We start from the raw sequence: 16372 nt of genomic DNA on the forward strand, positions 1-16372 counted from the left end.
TGCAATGATATTGGTTAATACTTTACAATTTAATATTTAAAAGATGGACACATTGACTGTCTTCTGTCCCCGTTGTATTCATTATAGAACCCGTTCTGCATCAACGCAAATTCAAAAGCACCGCGGGAATGATTATACTGATCCAGCGAAGAAGTGGTAGCATCATAGGTGAACATCAGTTTCAGGCTTTTCCATACATATCCCACCATGGGAATAACCGCATCGCCTGACCGGTAATACAACCCGCCGATCAGTTGGCTTTCGCCATCGCCCGATAAATTGTATTGAACATTTCCCCCACCTACCAGTTCGCTTGTTTTTGCGGTAAAGCTGTAATAGGCCATGGGGTTTATGATAACCTGGTCGTTCAACTTGATACTGGCATTGCCAAAAGCATTATAACGTTTAGCAATTCGGCCGTCGGCGCCGGCTGCGGGATCATCGTTCTTAAAGAACGATTCCCGGGGCGAGTTGAGATGCCACACAGAAAAACCGCCATTGACGTACAATTTATCGGTAGGGAAGTAGGCATAATTAACACCTACCTGCATATCGAAATAATTTATATTCGGCTGATCGAGCACCACGCTGGTGGGCAGGTTGCTGTCGAAGAATTTGCCATCGAACTGATCGGGAAATTTGAGATTGGAAGTATTGATGCGTTTGTTGGCCCAGCCTACATTCATCCCGAATGATAACAGGTGCGCAACCCCCAGCATCTGGTGATAGGCGGCAGAACCAAATATCTTGGTTGAGGTTAAACCGCCGGAACCTGCTACATCGCGTAATATGAGACCGCCCAATCCCAGCCAGCCGCTTTCAATACGGTCCCTGAACACCTGTGCATCGCCCCAGATACTCATGGTTTTGTAAGGCACACTCATGATCGTTGACCATTGATTGCGGTAATTAACGCCCAAGCGATAGTCGGCATCGGGAATAAAGCCGGTATTTGCCGGATTTGTTGAGAGCGGGGAATTGAACCATTGTGAAAAATGCATGTCTTGCGCTGTAGCCTGATAACAAAAGCTCATTACACAGGATAGAGGCAACAACAACGTCTTCAGAAACAGGTTTTTTGTTTCTCGGTTCACAGGAGACCAGGCTCTCTTTTTAGTTATAATTTTCTTCATAAACCACCCGTCTAAAATTACAATTTGTTAAATGACGTTAAAGCTTTTCCCCGGCTTTAACGTATTATTACCAAAGGGTGTTTCATAGGTAATGCTTGTTCGTATTTTTTCATGTTTGTTGTTTCGTTTTTTACCTAATCAACGTAATATCCCCCGTCTTCCTCAGTTTCTTACCATCCGAGAACTCCACATCCAACGTATAAGCATACACATCCATCGGTTGTGGTGTTCCCTTATAGGTACCATCCCAGCCTGTCTTCCGGTTGCTGGTCTCAAATATTAACTGTCCCCACCGGTTATAAATGCGCCAGGTCATTTTCGCAATGCCAAAACCCATAACGTTGATGTAGGCATTGCGGCCAAACCGGCCCGGTGTAAAGGCATTCGGCACATCCAGCAACGGGTCAATTATCGCGTCCACCGCTTTACAGGCCGTATCACTACATTCATATTCGTTGAAGGTAATGAGACAGGCATTAAAGGTACCTGTGGCATTGTATTGATGCGATACCGTATCCATAGTGGTTTTCACGGTCGAATCTCCATCGCCAAACAACCACATATACCGCGCACCACCGCTCGATAAGTTCGTAAAGATGGTCGGTTTATTCGTTACCGGCGGTATTGGCGCTACCGAAAAGTTAGCGGTTGGCAACGGATGCACGCCGATATCCATATATGTTGAATCAATTATGTTACAGGTACTGCTGTCAATCGCGATCAATGAAACCCGATAAGTACCTATGTTATTGTATACGTGTACCGGATTAATTTCGTTGGATTTAGGACTGCCATCGCCAAAATCCCAGATGAATTGTGCCCCTGCCAGCGACGTATTGTTGAAAATAGCCGTATAGGGCGCACAACCCGACGACGGGGTCTCAAACCGGGCATCCACCAGCGGCGATACGCGCAGTTCTTTCTCCACCGAATCGGGCGAATTGCAATAACTGGTATCCTCCAGGATCAATTTGGTTTTATAAGTGCCTGCCGAGGCAAACGCATGTTGTATGGAATCGGGGGCAGGTGTTATTCGGGTGCCATCGCCAAAATCCCAGGTAAAGCTGTTGGGATTATAGGGTTTATTTGGCGGGAAGGTGCTTGTACTGACAAACTTATAATTCAATGACTCGCAGGGCGGTAATTTGGTGGCCAGGAAGTCGATATTGGCTTTGTCTGAACGCACATGAATGGTCACATAAGCCGTGTCCCTGATGTTGCAGGTGGTTGAATCGATGCCGATCAAACGAACCCGGTAATCGCCCACTGCTTTGAACGTATGCGATACCTCTGAATTGGTGGTGGTTTCGTCGGACGAACCATCGGCAAATGACCACTCATAACTTTTGGCGTTGAGAACGGTATCTTTAAGCGTAACAGTAAAAGGCACGCAACCAAGCGTGTCAACCACCCCGTTGTAATAAGACCTTGCACCGGCGGCAACCCCTGCAAAGTTAAAGGCGATCTTGGCCGCAGCCAGGTTACAGTTACTGGTACCGGTACCGTTTACCGGTCCCCATACACCCGGCGTAATAGGGAAAGGTACCGAAATGTTGCCCACCGCACTGCCAAAGCAATTGGCGCAAATGGCCTGGTAAATCACCCCTTGTGCATCGTACCTGCTGGTACCGCCATCAACGTGTTCACCCTCACCACCGCTTTGGCCAAAAAAACTGCCATACAAAAGGGAGGCAGCATCTTTTTTAATAACTATAAAATAGAAATCGTGATTATCGGTAATCGTTTTCAGCGCATCGGGCGTGGTGGGCATACCGGCCACACCAGCCATATTGAAGGGGTCGCGTCCGCTCGAAGAGATCCAGCCACCCCAGCCGGAAATGTACACGTTCTCGCAACGGTCTACCAGGAAGGCAACAGGCGAAATATTCGCCCTGCCGGTGCCGGCGCCAAATGTGGTTGAATACTGAAAGCCCGAAAGATCGGTTTTCAGCTTGGCTACAAACTGCTTGGTATTATCGATGCCATAAGCCGCATTCACCCTGGGCCAGTTACCTTCTGAGATGCCCATGATATAGGGAATGGAAAACTTGTCGAACTTGATGCCATATACGGCATCAAACCCATTGGTGCCCATATAACTGCTGCGGACAATGGATGAACCGTCATTGGTTATCTCCGCCACAAAACCATCAACGGAGGGCCCATTGGCATTGGGATTATTGGTGGGCTGGTAAACCCCGTTCTTATTGCCTGGTAAATTGATGCTGTTGGTGGCGCCGCCAACAAAAATATTATTAGTGACAGGGTTAACGGCAATTACAAAAGCGCCATCGTCTCCATCACCACCTAAATAACTACTCCAGATTACATTGTTACAAGAGGGATCTATTTTCATCACCACACCATCCTGTCTGCCGCCGGGGCTAGGGCCAAAAACCGAACCGGTGATCTTGAAATCATCGGAACGCGATTGTGCAGCCACGTAAATATTATTAGCGCCATCAAGCGTTACTTCGCTGCGGGAGTCGTCGCCATAAAAACGCAGGGTAGAAGATAAATTGATGGAACCGCCTTCCTGCATATCGCTGATATTAACGCCATCGGCGCCTTTGCCGCCAATGCGCAACGAACCAATAAGGGCGGTACCATTCGCATTGAATTTGGTAATGCAAATATCGGCGCCCCCACCGGGGCCTATCACGGTACCTGGATATTTTGAAGAATAGGTTCTGCCCATAACTACCAGGTTACCCTGTGGGTCACAGATAAGACTATGCGGGTAATCATTTCCTTCGCCGCCAAGATAGGTAGCGTACATGCGTTGCGAACCATCGGGACTGAATTTAAAGATGCCCATATCAACACCGCCATTGGAACCCCCTCCCTGGAAGGTTGTTTGATAGGCGCCCGGCGATACCGGGAACCCATTGCCGAATACAATACCCCCGGAATATAAAGAACCATCAGGGCCTGGCGTAGCAGTAAAACCATACTGTCCGGCTTTACTGCCCGTGAAGGACGAAAAGATCAGCGTGGGGTCAATAATAAGGGTGCTTGCTTTTGAGTAGTTGCCTACACTAAAACGCACAATGTTTTTATCAAGCACATAGGAGCAGCTTGTTTCCTGTTTGCCTTTTAACTGATCGAACTGGTAAGAGTAAGGGTATAATTCCTTTACATCACCTACCGATGTTTTTATAATCAGTTCTTTGTTTTTGATCTGCAGTTTATCGGCCCCGTCGTACCGCATTTGTATTTTGCTTACATCGCCGCCGGGATTTACAATAAGGTCGTATTTTAATTGCCCGTTCTCGGAATAATAACGGACATCGATATTGGGATAAACATTTTTATACAGTACTGCTCCGTATATCTTCACATTGGTGGCCCATTTGGAGCGGTCGTTGCCAATAAAATAATTGCTGTAGGTTGATACCGGTTTATCGGCCACTATTTCCGGATTGGCAGAAGCGCCTATAAATTGAACCTGGTAAGCGTGGGAGTGAATAACGTAGGCGGGATAGTTGGGGTTGGGTACACCGCCATCATTGCCCGGTTTATCGGGGGCGTAGGTGGCTATCCGGGCGGCGCCTTGTGAAGCGTCGGCATTGCCTTCAACCGCGCCGTGCTGCCGTTGAAAATAACGCTGAAGGTCGGCGGTATTGTGTAGTGCAACGGTAAAGCCATTCGGGTGCAGGTAAAATTCACCTGCAGGCAATTCGCCCTTAAATTTTATTTTACTTTCCCACTGGCCTTTGTTCTCGGTAAACTCAAAGGTAGAGGGTCCACCCTGAGCGAACGTTTCAAAAGCTTTAATGGTAAGAAAAAGTATAAGTAAACTAATTCTGCCCAATGCCTGTCGTTTTCGTTATTAGTAATATAGAAAGTAAACCACTACGCTGCGCAGCATAATATTAAAAGCATATTAAACCTTGCAGTGTATATCGCAATAGATGGAATTAACAATGTTACGGTACTATCAATATGTACAAACCTTAACTCAAGTAAAGCAGTTGGACGTTTACAATTTCCCTTGGCAGGGCGAATTATAAACTGCGTGAAATAGCAGTGTTGGTTTATGTTGCTCACATACCTACGAAATCTTGCTCCAGGCGGTTTTCCCCTGAAGCGATTGCAGGTAATTTTTTAGCTGCAAATTTGTTGCCGAAGCCAGGTCAGGATCTGCATCAAGTACACGTTCGGCTGTTTCGCGGGCAATCTCGAGCCACTTTCTGTCCTGAACGATACTTGCCAGTTTAAAATTCAAGGCCCCGCTTTGACGGGTGCCTTCAATATCGCCGGGACCACGTAATTCAAGATCTTTCTCTGCTATCCTGAAACCGTCGTTCGTAGCACACATAGTGTTTAACCGTTCCCGGGCATCATTGTTCAGTTTTGAACCGGATAATAATATGCAGAAACTTTTTTCGCTTCCCCGGCCTACGCGGCCACGTAACTGATGCAATTGCGAAAGACCAAATTTTTCCGCATTTTCTATCACCATTACGCTGGCATTGGGTACATCAACGCCTACTTCAATAACCGTTGTACCCACCATGATCTGCGTGTCGCCGGTTTTAAAGCGATGCATATTGGTATTACGAACTTCCTGCGTTTGCTGGCCGTGCACCATACTGATCCAGTACTTTGGTTCAGGGAAGTATGCCTGCACATTTTCATAACCCTTCATCAGGTTTTCGTAATCCAGTTTCTCCGATTCTTCAATGAGCGGAAATACAATATAAGCCTGCCGTCCTTTCGTTATTTCAGCCTTTATAAAATCCATTACCTGGCTGCGAACCGTCTCATAACGATGTACGGTTAAAATAGGCTTACGGTTGGGTGGCAGCTCATCTATGATACTCGTATCCAGGTCGCCATAGGCCGTCATGGCCAGCGTGCGCGGAATAGGCGTTGCCGTCATTACCAGCACGTGTGGCGGTATGGCTCCCTTGCTCCACAATTTGGCGCGCTGCGCTACGCCAAACCGGTGCTGTTCATCAATAATGGCCAGCCCCAGGTTTTTAAATTTCACGGTATCTTCCAGGATGGCATGGGTTCCCACCACAAAATTAATGGTGCCTTCTTCCAAACCTTTATATATCTCTTTGCGTTCTTTGGTCTTTGTTGAACCCGTTAGCATGCGCACATTAACCGGCAGTTCTTTCAACAGTTTGCTGATGCTGTTGAAATGTTGCTGGGTCAGTATTTCGGTAGGGGCCAACAGGCAACCCTGGTAACCGTTATCGATGGCCAGCAGTAATACCAGTAAGGCTACAATGGTTTTGCCACTCCCTACATCACCTTGCAGCAGGCGGTTCATTTGTTTGCCACTGCCTGTATCACGCCTGATCTCTTTTATTACTCTTTTTTGTGCGCCTGTTAGTTCAAACGGCAGATATTTTTCATAGAAAGTATTGAAGATCTCGCCCACCTGGCCAAACACAATACCCTTTGAATACCGGTGCCGTTGCTGCCGCAACAGACCCATCCGGATCTGGGCTATAAAAAATTCTTCAAACTTCAACCGGTTTATTGCCTGCTGCCACGTTTCCAGGTCGGGCGGAAAATGCATGTTCACAAAAGCCCTGAAGCGGGGCATCAGTTGCAGGGGTTGCAGCACCGATTCCGGTAGTATTTCAGGAATATTATTTTCCTGTAGTAATTTAATCAAAGTTTCTGTAAAATGGCCTAACTGCCGGCCACCCATTCCCCGGGATTTTAATTTTTCTGTGCTGGGGTAAACAGGTTCCAATGTGCTTTTCCCTTCCAGCTTCTCTTTGCTAAAGGTTTCCAGCTCGGGATGGGTAATTTGGGGTGTGCCCTGAAAAAAACTCACTTTACCATAAACCAGGTAGGTTTGGCCAATGGTGAGGCTTTTCTGGATCCAGTTAATGCCCTGAAACCATACCAGCTCAATGGTGCCTGTGCTATCCCGTAATTCCGCCACCAGGCGTTTGCCTCTTTTTTCCCCCATTAAACCGGTGCTTTTGAGAACACCGGCAATTTGAATAAAGTCGGTTTGCGGAGTAATGTCCCGAATGAGATTCACCTTGGTTTTATCGAGGTGGCGATAGGGCACCAGCTCAAGCAGGTCTTTAAAGGAGAAAACATTCAGCTCTTTTTTGAGCAGGTCGGCCCGTTGCGGCCCCACACCCTTCAGGTACTCAATGGGACTGGCTAATATGTCGGTTGTTCGGCTGATGCCGCAAATTTAATGGAAAAGGCTTAAGTCAACGAAGTTGGAAATAGGGTCAAGTAGCAGGTTGACCAGTTAACCAGTTGACCAGTTGACCAGGAAAAGACCCTTAGCGAAGTCGAGGGCTCCGGTGCTGTCTGCCGTTTGCCGTCTGCCGTCTGCCTTTCATCTCTGCCCTCTGCCCTTTGCTCTCTGCCTTGTCACTCTACCTCTTCCTCGCCCCATTTTTACCATCCCCGGCATTAATAATATTTTAATCCCTTGTTACAGAGGTGTTAAGGAATGCAAATTGCAAACATTGAGCAATAAACCTTGTTTCAATTATACATTCACAATGTTAAAATAATGTAGGTTATGAAGAAAATAGTGATTCCCGTGCTAATGGCAGCAGGTATACTCGCTATGACCAGCTGCAAGAAAGACCCTGTCAAGAATCTTGAAGGTGATGAAGGACAGATCTACATCACCAAACATGCCGACTCCGTTAGTTTCTCTTCTTTTAAAACGTTCAGCATCGCCGATTCGGTGGCCGTTATCCAAAACAATAAGTTACTGGGTAAAGAGCTGTCCGCTTCAGACGCTGCTTACATTCAGGCGGTGAAAGACCAGCTTACCCAACGCGGGTATACGCTGGTAAACAAAAACCAGAATCCCGACCTGGGTATTACCGTCAGCCAGATCTACAATACGAGCACCGGGGTATTTGATTATGGCTCGTACTGGGATCCTTATTATGGTTCCTACTGGGGGCCCGATTACTGGGGTTACGGCGGTTATGGTTACTCCTTCCCCTCGTATTATTATGGAACCTATTCCATTACCGAAGGGGCTATGTCGATCGACATCTTCGATCTAAAAGATGCCAAAGAGTCCAACAAGATCAGCGGTATCTGGAACGGCCTGCTCAGGGGCTCAGGCGTTTTTAGCGTTTCTGCCGCTAACACCGGGGTAAAGGCGCTGTTTGACCAAAGCAGCTACTTTAAAGCCTCCTGATCTCTATTTCAATTATGAATTTAAAAAATTACAGATATGAAAACGCAGTTTAGAACGGCTATGCTTTTGATTACCAGTCTGTTCTTTTTGGCCTTGATCCCGTTTAACAGCAAGGCCCAGGAAAAGCGGTTGCAGCTCGATCTGAATTATGCCGTAGGTATTCCCGGCAACTCTTTTAAGAACGATGCCATTGAAAAAACTTCCGCCCGTGGCTGGACGGCCAACCTGTTATATAACATTACACCCAATATTTCGGTAGGGGTGGGAACCGGTTTCCAGGATTTCTACCAGAAGTATCCCCGCGCCGTATATAAGTTGAACGAAGGCGGCGAGGTATCGGCGGTGGTAACCAATTCTATTCAAACCGTACCCATCCTGGCTCAGTTTCAATACCGGCTGTTGCCCGGTAAAACGGTTCAACCCTATGTTGGGGTAGGCGTTGGCGGCAATATGATCATATACGATCAGTACCTGGGTGAGTTTGAAAATTCAAAGTCGAGCTTCAAATTCGCCGCCCGGCCCGAAGTAGGTTTGTTTGTACCGTTCCGGAAAGAAGGGCCTGCCGGCATTCACCTGTTCGGCGCATACAACTACATGCCGTATAAAATGAATGGCGTTGAAAACCTGAATAACTGGGGAGCGGGAGTGGGTATTAAGTTCCCGATAGGTTCGTAATCCCGTCCCCCTAAAGAGGGTGATAGCAATTAAATTTAAGGGTACACATTGCAAGTTAGATGCAACATGTACCCTTGTTTTATTTTAAGCGTTCTTTATCTATGGTATTGGCTCCCCCTTTAGGGGGCAGGGGGGTTAATTAAGCTGCGGATCAACCGGGAAATTAGCCATCATTTCATAATCGCCACCAAGATGTTTGAGGGATTCCTTCCAGATCTCATCGGCTTTGCGATGGAATACCAGCTTACGGGTGGCCTGGGCGGTAAGCCATGATTTTTCTTTCAGTTCATCATTCAGCTGACCGCTGCCCCAGCCGGAATAGCCTATAAAAAACCGGATCTTTGTAGTGTCAATAGAGCCGGCTTTTATGAGGGTGATAGCTGTTTCAAAATCGCCCCCCCAGTAAATACCGTCCAACACTTCGTAACTTCCGGGTATCAGGTCGGGATATTGATGTAAAAAGTGAATAGTATCCATTTGAACCGGACCACCATAAAAAACAGGAAGCTTTAATTCATCCAGGTCGTTCATCAGCTCATTCAGGGTATGGCCAAACACACGGTTTATTACAAAACCAAAACTGCCTTCATCCTGATGATCACATAAAAAAACAACAGTGCGGCTAAAATTCGGGTCCTTCAAAAAAGGCTCTGCAATAAGTAATATACCTGGTCCTGGGTTTACCATATCCTGAAATTAATATTTAAAACGGGTACAGAAAATGATTGTTCAAAAATTTTAGCGATTCAATAAAACTTTTATAAGTTAGTGGCTTGCTAAAGTTTCCCGGCTTGTCGGGAGGCTAACTTGGTAAATCTAAGTTAAACCATAGGCTACGAAATCCGTGCCATGGGAGCTACTAAATACGTTTATTAAATTTGCCGGTTACTAAAATTATCTGCGTGGGATGTTGGAATTTCCCATAAACAAGGAGATGTTAAGTAGAAAAGGATAACCGGTAGATAATGACAACAGCGGCGTTATTAAAACCTAAGACATTGCAGTTAAGGAAAATTTTTCCTGTCATCATTGTGTTAATCAGCTTATCGCTGATTGGAACCATTTACGTACAGTATAGCTGGTTACGTACCATGCTGGTTGACAAGCATGAGGAGTTCAGGTACAAATTGATCCGTGGTATTAACGAGGTTGGTATGAACCTGATGGAGCAAAAGAACTCCCTGCCATCGCTTAAAAATTACCGCGTACGACCTGATTTCAGCCTGCAGTCAGAGCAGTTCAGGTCAGAACTGATGCGGCCTCCCACCATAGCCCAGAAATTTACTGAACAGGAAGTGGCCGACAAATTACACAAAGCCTTTTCCACCCAGGGGTTAAAAGACGTGAAGTTTGAATTTGCCATCACCAGCAATGTAAACCTGCTTTCATACGAAATAAAATCGCGGGCCTTCTTAAACCAGGTAGAAGATACGGCCAGCGACCGCAACCTGGTGTTGTATTATATTTTTCAGCCGCCCAGTGGCAGCGACCTCGAAAACCTGGTGCCCGAGGAAATAATGACCGTTATAGTTCCCAACGTTAAAAAAGTAGTACTGAACGATATGCGGTGGATGATCGTGGGTGCGGTATTCTTCACCCTGATGATCATCACGGCTTTTTATATTACGGTAAATGCCTTGTTGCGTCAGAAAAAGCTCAGTGAAATAAAGAACGACTTTATTAATAATATGACGCATGAGTTCAAAACGCCGTTGGCCACCATTTCGCTGGCGGTTGATGCGTTGCGCAATGAAAAAGTGGTGCAGGACCGGGAGAAAATGAACTACTTCAGCAGTATTATTAAGGAAGAGAATAAACGCATGAACAAGCATGTGGAAACCATTCTGCAGGCAGCTGTTATGGACCGCCAGGAATTAACGCTGAACAAGGTGCCCCTGCATGTACATGACCTTATTCACGAGATCATGGATAACTATATCCTGCAACTGGAAGAAAAAGGCGCCCATGCCGAACTGAGCCTCGATGCCCGTTTCGATTTTGTGGAGGCCGACCAGGTGCATTTCCGTAACCTGATCTCGAACCTGGTTGACAATGCAGTTAAATATTCAAAGGACAATCTCATAATAAAGATCGCTACCTACAATACCAATAAATTCATTGGCATACGAATAGAAGACAATGGTATTGGTATGAGCAAAGAAACCGTGAGGCGGATATTTGAAAAATTCTATCGCGCCCACACGGGTAATCTTCATAATGTAAAAGGCTTCGGTTTGGGCTTAAGCTATGTAAAGACCGTGGTTGATGCCCATGATGGAAAGATCAAGGTCGACAGCGTGTTGGGCAAAGGCTCTGCTTTCACCCTCGAAATTCCGCTGATTAAGGATAAGGACATCGCTACTGCCGAAACAACAAACAACCATCGCCATAGCTAAGAAAGCGAAACTCATTCTCTAACGCATACGTATATATTTTTCGCCAGTCGTTACCCACAAAAGCTGCTACCAATAGCAGCAACGTGGATTGCGGCTGGTGAAAATTAGTGACCAGCGCCCGCGGTATTTGAAAGGTATAACCCGGGGCGATCAGCAAAGAAGTTTTGGTGATGATGCGGTCCATTTTATGCGCATGCATATACTGCAACAGGCTTTTCAGGGCTGTTTTTGCCGCAATAGGCTTTCCATCCAATTCATACGGGTCCCACTGATGCACTACCAGATCCTCCAACAGCAGATTAGGTTGGCGCGCCGTTTTCACGCCCAGCCAGTACAGGCTTTCAATGGTGCGCAGGGAAGTAGTGCCAACAACGGTGATGTGTTTATCGAGGTACTGTAAAATACGTTCGATAGTACTGGTGCTTACATCAATGAACTCAGCATGCATGGGGTGCTCGCCCATGGTCTCGCTCTTCACCGGTTTAAAGGTGCCGGCGCCCACATGCAGGGTAACGTACTCCCGCAGGATCTGTTTGCGGTCAAGCTGTTCAAACACCGCATCAGTAAAATGCAAACCGGCTGTAGGAGCGGCTACCGAACCTTCGGTATTGGCATAAATAGTTTGATACCGGTCGCTGTCTGCCTGTTCCACTTCGCGTTTTATATACGGGGGCAGGGGAATGTTGCCGGCAACATGTAATACCTCCGCAAAGGTGAGCGATTCCGGTGTCCAGGATAATTCAATCGCAAAGCTGTCTTTTTCCTTGCCCAGGTAGCGGGCATGCAGGATTATTTCCTGGTTGTTCCAGCTCATTTTCTTTTCCAGGATCTGACCAGGTTTCCATTTGCTGGCGCCGCCGATAAGACAGATCCAGGTAACCTGGCCCTTTTGGGTCATGGCGGTGGTCATGTCGGCATACCGGGGCGGCGGTTCCAGGCAAAAGATCTCCACTACGGCGCCGGTTGGTTTTTGAAACAACAGGCGGGCTGCCACCACTTTGGTGTTATTGAAGATCAGCAGGGAATCGGAGGGAAAATACTGGTAAATGTCCCGGTAAATGGCTTCGTGAATGGCTCCTTCTTTATAGATGAGGAGGCGGGAACTGTCTCTTTCGGGGAGCGGGTACCGGGCAATCTTTTGCTCCGGCAGCTCATAGGTAAAATAGTGAACTGATAGCTCTTTTGGATGCATCGTATTAGGCGGCCAACTGCCGCGGTTTTGATGAGGTGCAAAGATAGTGAGTGACGCGTAAAATTGCAATGGGGTGATGATTAACGCGTGTTGAAGAGTGGGAGGCTTGCAAATACCGGCGGAGAAGGTTGAAAGGCCCTGTTTACAAGTGTTTTATCAGTACAAACGACAATTTAGTATGACTAAAAAAAAGTATAAAAACTATCAACTATTAGTAAGAAGTTGACTTCGATTTAGTTTTTATTTAATTCAAAAATAATATTGACGCGTATTTAAATCTTTAGTAACTTAGTGGCATAGGATAAGGTTTAATGGTTAATGGTATTTGATTAGTGCAGCCTCCCCTCCGGGAGGCTTTTTTTATTTTTTCCTTCACAGCATACATATATTAGCCACAAGCTTCGAGCCACATCCTGCAAGGAGTCTATAAATCATCATAACTTAATAGTTGAACAGTTTAATTACCCAGTTACCATTAATACCAGTTCTCAAGATTGGCCGAAAGTTGGGAACTTTTGCGAAAAGTTGCCAACTTTGAAACAGATGTTGCTTTGGATGACTCATCCATAGCAAACATTGACACACAAGTAGCTTACTTTGAAGCTCATGTTCCTAACTTTAGCGTATATCTCTGGAATTTTAAATCAATAGTTGGTTACTTTGCCACACAAGTAGCCAACTTCAGGTCATAAGTAAGGAACATTTGATAGTAAGTAGCCAACCTGTACACCAAAGTTGGCAACTTACCTCCTAAAGTTGGCTACTTACGAGTCATCCAAAGCAAACCATACAACCCCTGGTTTATTGAAGCTGGTTTAATATCAGCAGTTCCTTAATTCTTTTCTAACAACCAGTTTCAGCCCGCTCCATTGGTCTGAAACGGCGCAAACCTTTACATCAACCAGGTCGTGTTGCAGGGCGTAATGGCGAATGGTATCTTCGGTAACATCGGTGATGATGCGGGCGCTTTTCTTGTACCAGCTTACCCAGATTATTACAGTAGGGTTTGCTTTGTAAATAGCAATGAGATCTTTAAAAATGGCCATGAATTGAGCAGTAGAAGTAACAAAGGCATGAACAAAATGAGGTGTTTCATTGTCCGGTTGGCGTACCAGTTGAGGGCGAATGTCGGTATGCAACCAGTCAAAATATTCCGCCGGGGCATTTATCAATTGCACTTTCATGGCAGAAGTAATGCCCAGTTTTTTAATCAGCGGTGTGCCGGAGTAACCAGGCATTGGGAAGTCTTGAAATTATGAATATCGAATGTAGAATATTAAAAGTTCAAATCAAACACGCCAATTTAGAACTCGCTGGCCAACGTTTACAACCATAAACTAAAAATTTTGAATTGGCAAACCGATACCCGGTAACTGGCAAACCGGTAACTAAATAATTCCTCCTATTTTCTCCCACCAACCCGGTTTTCCGATTCGGAATTGACACTTTTCCCCACCAGCCAAACCAACGGAATAGCCATTTCCCCCTTTTTCCCACCGCCATAGACAGCCATTTGGAAGCCATTACCGGTCATTTTTAGGCTACTTACGGTTCGTTTGTGGCCTTCCCGGACCAAAAATAGCACCGAAATCACACTTTCCCAGCAAATTCACAGCTTATGCACAGTTATGCACACGTATCCACATGCTTATGCACATGTTTTTAGCGGGAGAATAGGTGAAAACCCCCAGAAATCACTGGTGTTCATCTGTATACAAATAAAATTCCTTGTGGAAAAAATAATTTTTCACAATCTGGGTAAGAAAGTGGGAAAAAGTGTTATTTTGTGTAGGTATTAGACAAAAAGGTGCAACTCATTGTAAATGATACAATTTCTCGGAGAATACGAAGCAACCCTCGACGCAAAAGGGCGTTTTCTCCTACCGGCAGGCATTAAAAAGCAAATGCCGGAGGATGCAGGAGACCAATTTGTCATAGCTCGTGGTTTTGAAAAATGTTTGACTTTATATCCCAAAAAAAACTGGGATCCCATACTGGCCGAACTGAGTAAAGTTAGCGAATACAAAGCCGAAAATAGAGAGTTCTTAAGATATTTCACAATGGGCGCTTCACTGTGCGATCTGGATTCAGCAGGAAGAATGTTAGTGCCGCCCAATTTAAAAGCCCACGCAGGGCTCGAGAAAGATATAGTACTGGTTTCTGTTATAAACAAAATTGAAATCTGGGATAAAGGTAAGTACCAACAGTTCTTTGAGTCTTTTACACCGGAAAAGTACAGCGATCTGGCAGAGCGGGTAATGGGTGGTCAAAATACACAAATGTAATTTATGAGTGAGCCTGTTTACCATGTACCGGTTTTATTGCAGGAGGTGATCGACGGTTTAAGCATTCGCCCCAATGGGGTATATGTTGATTGTACCTTTGGTGGTGGCGGACATTCACTGGAGATTCTCAAACAACTCAATGCCGATGGGCGAATGGTTGTTTTTGACCAGGATGCAGATGCCCGGAAAAATGTGCCAGCTGATGATCGTGTCATTTTCGTTCCACACAATTTCAGGCATTTGCAGCGTTTTTGCCGGCTGCACAAAATTACCCAGGTAGATGGCATTCTGGCAGATCTGGGGGTTAGCAGCCACCAGTTCGATACTGCCGACCGCGGGTTCAGCACCCGGTTTGAAGGCGACCTGGATATGCGAATGGACCAACGCCAGGAACGCACCGCTTTTGAAGTGGTGAACACCTACACCGAACAGCAATTGCACAAATTGTTTGAACAGTATGGCGAGGTCACCAATTCAAAAACACTGGCCAAAACCATTGTTCAGGTTCGAAAAACCGTTTCGCTTAAAACCATCTCTAACTTTAAGCAGGCGCTTCATTCCGTAGTAAAAGGAAATCCTAATAAGTACTTTGCCCAGGTATTTCAGGCTTTGCGCATTGAAGTGAATGATGAACTAGGCGCGTTGAAAGACATGCTGCAACAGGTTCCCCCCCTTTTAAAACCCGCCGGACGTGTAGCAATTATAACGTTTCACTCACTGGAAGACCGGATAGTAAAGAACTTCTTTCGCAAAGGGAATTTTGAAGATGAAGAGGTGGAAACCGATGCGTTTGGCCGGGCAACAACCACACCACCACTCAAAGCAGTAACAAAAAAGCCAATCGTTCCTACTGATGCAGAAATGAAGAGAAACCCCAGAGCACGGAGTGCCAGATTAAGGGTAGCTGAGAAGGTAGAGGAAGGAGAATAGTTGATAGTGTTGACAAGTTAACAAGTTAAAAAGGAAGATCGGAATTGAAGAAGAAGTAGAAGGAATGTAGGCATTGGAAATTCAACTGGTGTAGGTCTTGGTGCATTAAAACAATCACCATTGACCATTCACCACTCACCGACAGAGTTCTTGTTCTCATTATAAAGGGTATTAGAAATTGCAATTATTTTAATTACGCCTCGTGAATTAAGCTTTCATTAGCGGTTAGACGGATAGCACCTGTCTGACCGCTATTTGATTAAAAAATGAGTGAAGAAAAAGAAATATCACGTAGAAGAAGACAACGGAAACGGTTGTTTGGGTACAGGTGGATAGTGAAGAATTTGCCTTACTTCCTCTTCCTGGCAGTGCTGGCCATTGTGTACATCGCGAACGGGCACTATGCCGATAACACCGTACGCAACATCAACAAAGTGAACCATGAACTGAAGGAATTCCAATACGAATACAATTATTTGAAAGGCCAGGTGATGTTCCGCAGCAAACAAAGTGAAATGGCGAAGGCTGTAGAACCATTGGGGTTGAAAGAGTTGAGAGTGCCACCAGCCATGTTGGTTGATTCGACAGGAGAGAATGAAAAATGAAGA

General features: G+C 45.7%; 12 protein-coding genes. 6 read left to right on the plus strand and 6 right to left on the minus strand.

What is annotated here, in order from left to right; translation table 11 throughout:
• Window positions 1–29: 29 nt before the first annotated feature.
• The 3 genes from ACJ751_RS19980 to recG all read right to left on the minus strand — a co-directional run bounded on the left by ACJ751_RS19980 (window position 30) and on the right by recG (window position 7308).
• Entirely contained in the window at window positions 30–1133 is a 1104-nt protein-coding gene (locus ACJ751_RS19980) for a PorP/SprF family type IX secretion system membrane protein (protein ID WP_407747288.1), read from the minus strand.
• A gap of 130 nt (window positions 1134–1263) precedes the next feature.
• Window positions 1264–4947 carry a PKD domain-containing protein gene (locus ACJ751_RS19985; RefSeq protein ID WP_407747289.1) on the minus strand — a complete coding sequence of 1228 codons (3684 nt, stop codon included), beginning with the start codon at window positions 4945–4947 and terminating at the stop codon, window positions 1264–1266.
• 240 nt (window positions 4948–5187) lie between these two features.
• Window positions 5188–7308, minus strand: coding sequence for an ATP-dependent DNA helicase RecG (gene recG / locus ACJ751_RS19990; protein ID WP_407747313.1), 2121 nt, complete (start codon window positions 7306–7308; stop codon window positions 5188–5190).
• Between the two features lie 339 nt (window positions 7309–7647).
• Here recG and ACJ751_RS19995 point away from each other — a divergent pair, with 339 nt between their 5' ends.
• Together ACJ751_RS19995 and ACJ751_RS20000 are read left to right on the plus strand one after the other, a co-directional pair.
• Window positions 7648–8286 carry a DUF4136 domain-containing protein gene (locus ACJ751_RS19995; protein ID WP_407747290.1) on the plus strand — a complete coding sequence of 213 codons (639 nt, stop codon included), beginning with the start codon at window positions 7648–7650 and terminating at the stop codon, window positions 8284–8286.
• A gap of 36 nt (window positions 8287–8322) precedes the next feature.
• Window positions 8323–8961 (plus strand): outer membrane beta-barrel protein, encoded by a 639-nt coding sequence (locus tag ACJ751_RS20000; protein WP_407747291.1) that lies wholly within the window; start codon window positions 8323–8325, stop codon window positions 8959–8961.
• Window positions 8962–9096: 135 nt separating this feature from the next.
• Here the strand turns inward: ACJ751_RS20000 and ACJ751_RS20005 are convergent, their stop codons facing one another.
• The gene (locus ACJ751_RS20005; protein WP_014223435.1) at window positions 9097–9648 is read right to left on the minus strand and encodes a YqgE/AlgH family protein; all 552 of its coding nucleotides are present in this window, start codon (window positions 9646–9648) and stop codon (window positions 9097–9099) included.
• Between the two features lie 344 nt (window positions 9649–9992).
• Between ACJ751_RS20005 and ACJ751_RS20010 the strand changes: the two genes are divergently transcribed.
• Window positions 9993–11357: a sensor histidine kinase gene (locus ACJ751_RS20010; RefSeq protein WP_407747292.1), complete on the plus strand. Its 1365-nt coding sequence runs from the start codon at window positions 9993–9995 to the stop codon at window positions 11355–11357.
• On the opposite strand, the gene ACJ751_RS20015 is transcribed toward ACJ751_RS20010, so the two are convergent.
• Together ACJ751_RS20015 and ACJ751_RS20020 are read right to left on the minus strand one after the other, a co-directional pair.
• Window positions 11320–12618, minus strand: coding sequence for an S-adenosylmethionine:tRNA ribosyltransferase-isomerase (locus tag ACJ751_RS20015; RefSeq protein WP_407747293.1), 1299 nt, complete (start codon window positions 12616–12618; stop codon window positions 11320–11322). The genes ACJ751_RS20010 and ACJ751_RS20015 overlap by 38 nt on opposite strands.
• 752 nt (window positions 12619–13370) lie before the next feature.
• On the minus strand, window positions 13371–13787 hold the full coding sequence (locus ACJ751_RS20020) for a hypothetical protein (RefSeq protein ID WP_407747294.1): 417 nt from the start codon (window positions 13785–13787) through the stop codon (window positions 13371–13373).
• 585 nt (window positions 13788–14372) lie between these two features.
• Between ACJ751_RS20020 and mraZ the strand changes: the two genes are divergently transcribed.
• From mraZ to ACJ751_RS20035, 3 genes are all read left to right on the plus strand, one after another.
• The gene (gene mraZ, locus ACJ751_RS20025) at window positions 14373–14834 is read left to right on the plus strand and encodes a division/cell wall cluster transcriptional repressor MraZ (RefSeq protein WP_407747295.1); all 462 of its coding nucleotides are present in this window, start codon (window positions 14373–14375) and stop codon (window positions 14832–14834) included.
• A gap of 3 nt (window positions 14835–14837) precedes the next feature.
• Window positions 14838–15764: a 16S rRNA (cytosine(1402)-N(4))-methyltransferase RsmH gene (gene rsmH, locus ACJ751_RS20030; RefSeq protein ID WP_407747296.1), complete on the plus strand. Its 927-nt coding sequence runs from the start codon at window positions 14838–14840 to the stop codon at window positions 15762–15764.
• Between the two features lie 266 nt (window positions 15765–16030).
• Complete coding sequence (locus ACJ751_RS20035) at window positions 16031–16369, plus strand: FtsL-like putative cell division protein (RefSeq protein WP_407747297.1); 339 nt, start codon at window positions 16031–16033, stop codon at window positions 16367–16369.
• Window positions 16370–16372 lie beyond the last annotated feature (3 nt).

It is taken from the genome of Niastella sp., assembly GCF_045805085.1.
In the GTDB taxonomy this organism is placed as follows: Bacteria; Bacteroidota; Bacteroidia; order Chitinophagales; family Chitinophagaceae; genus Niastella.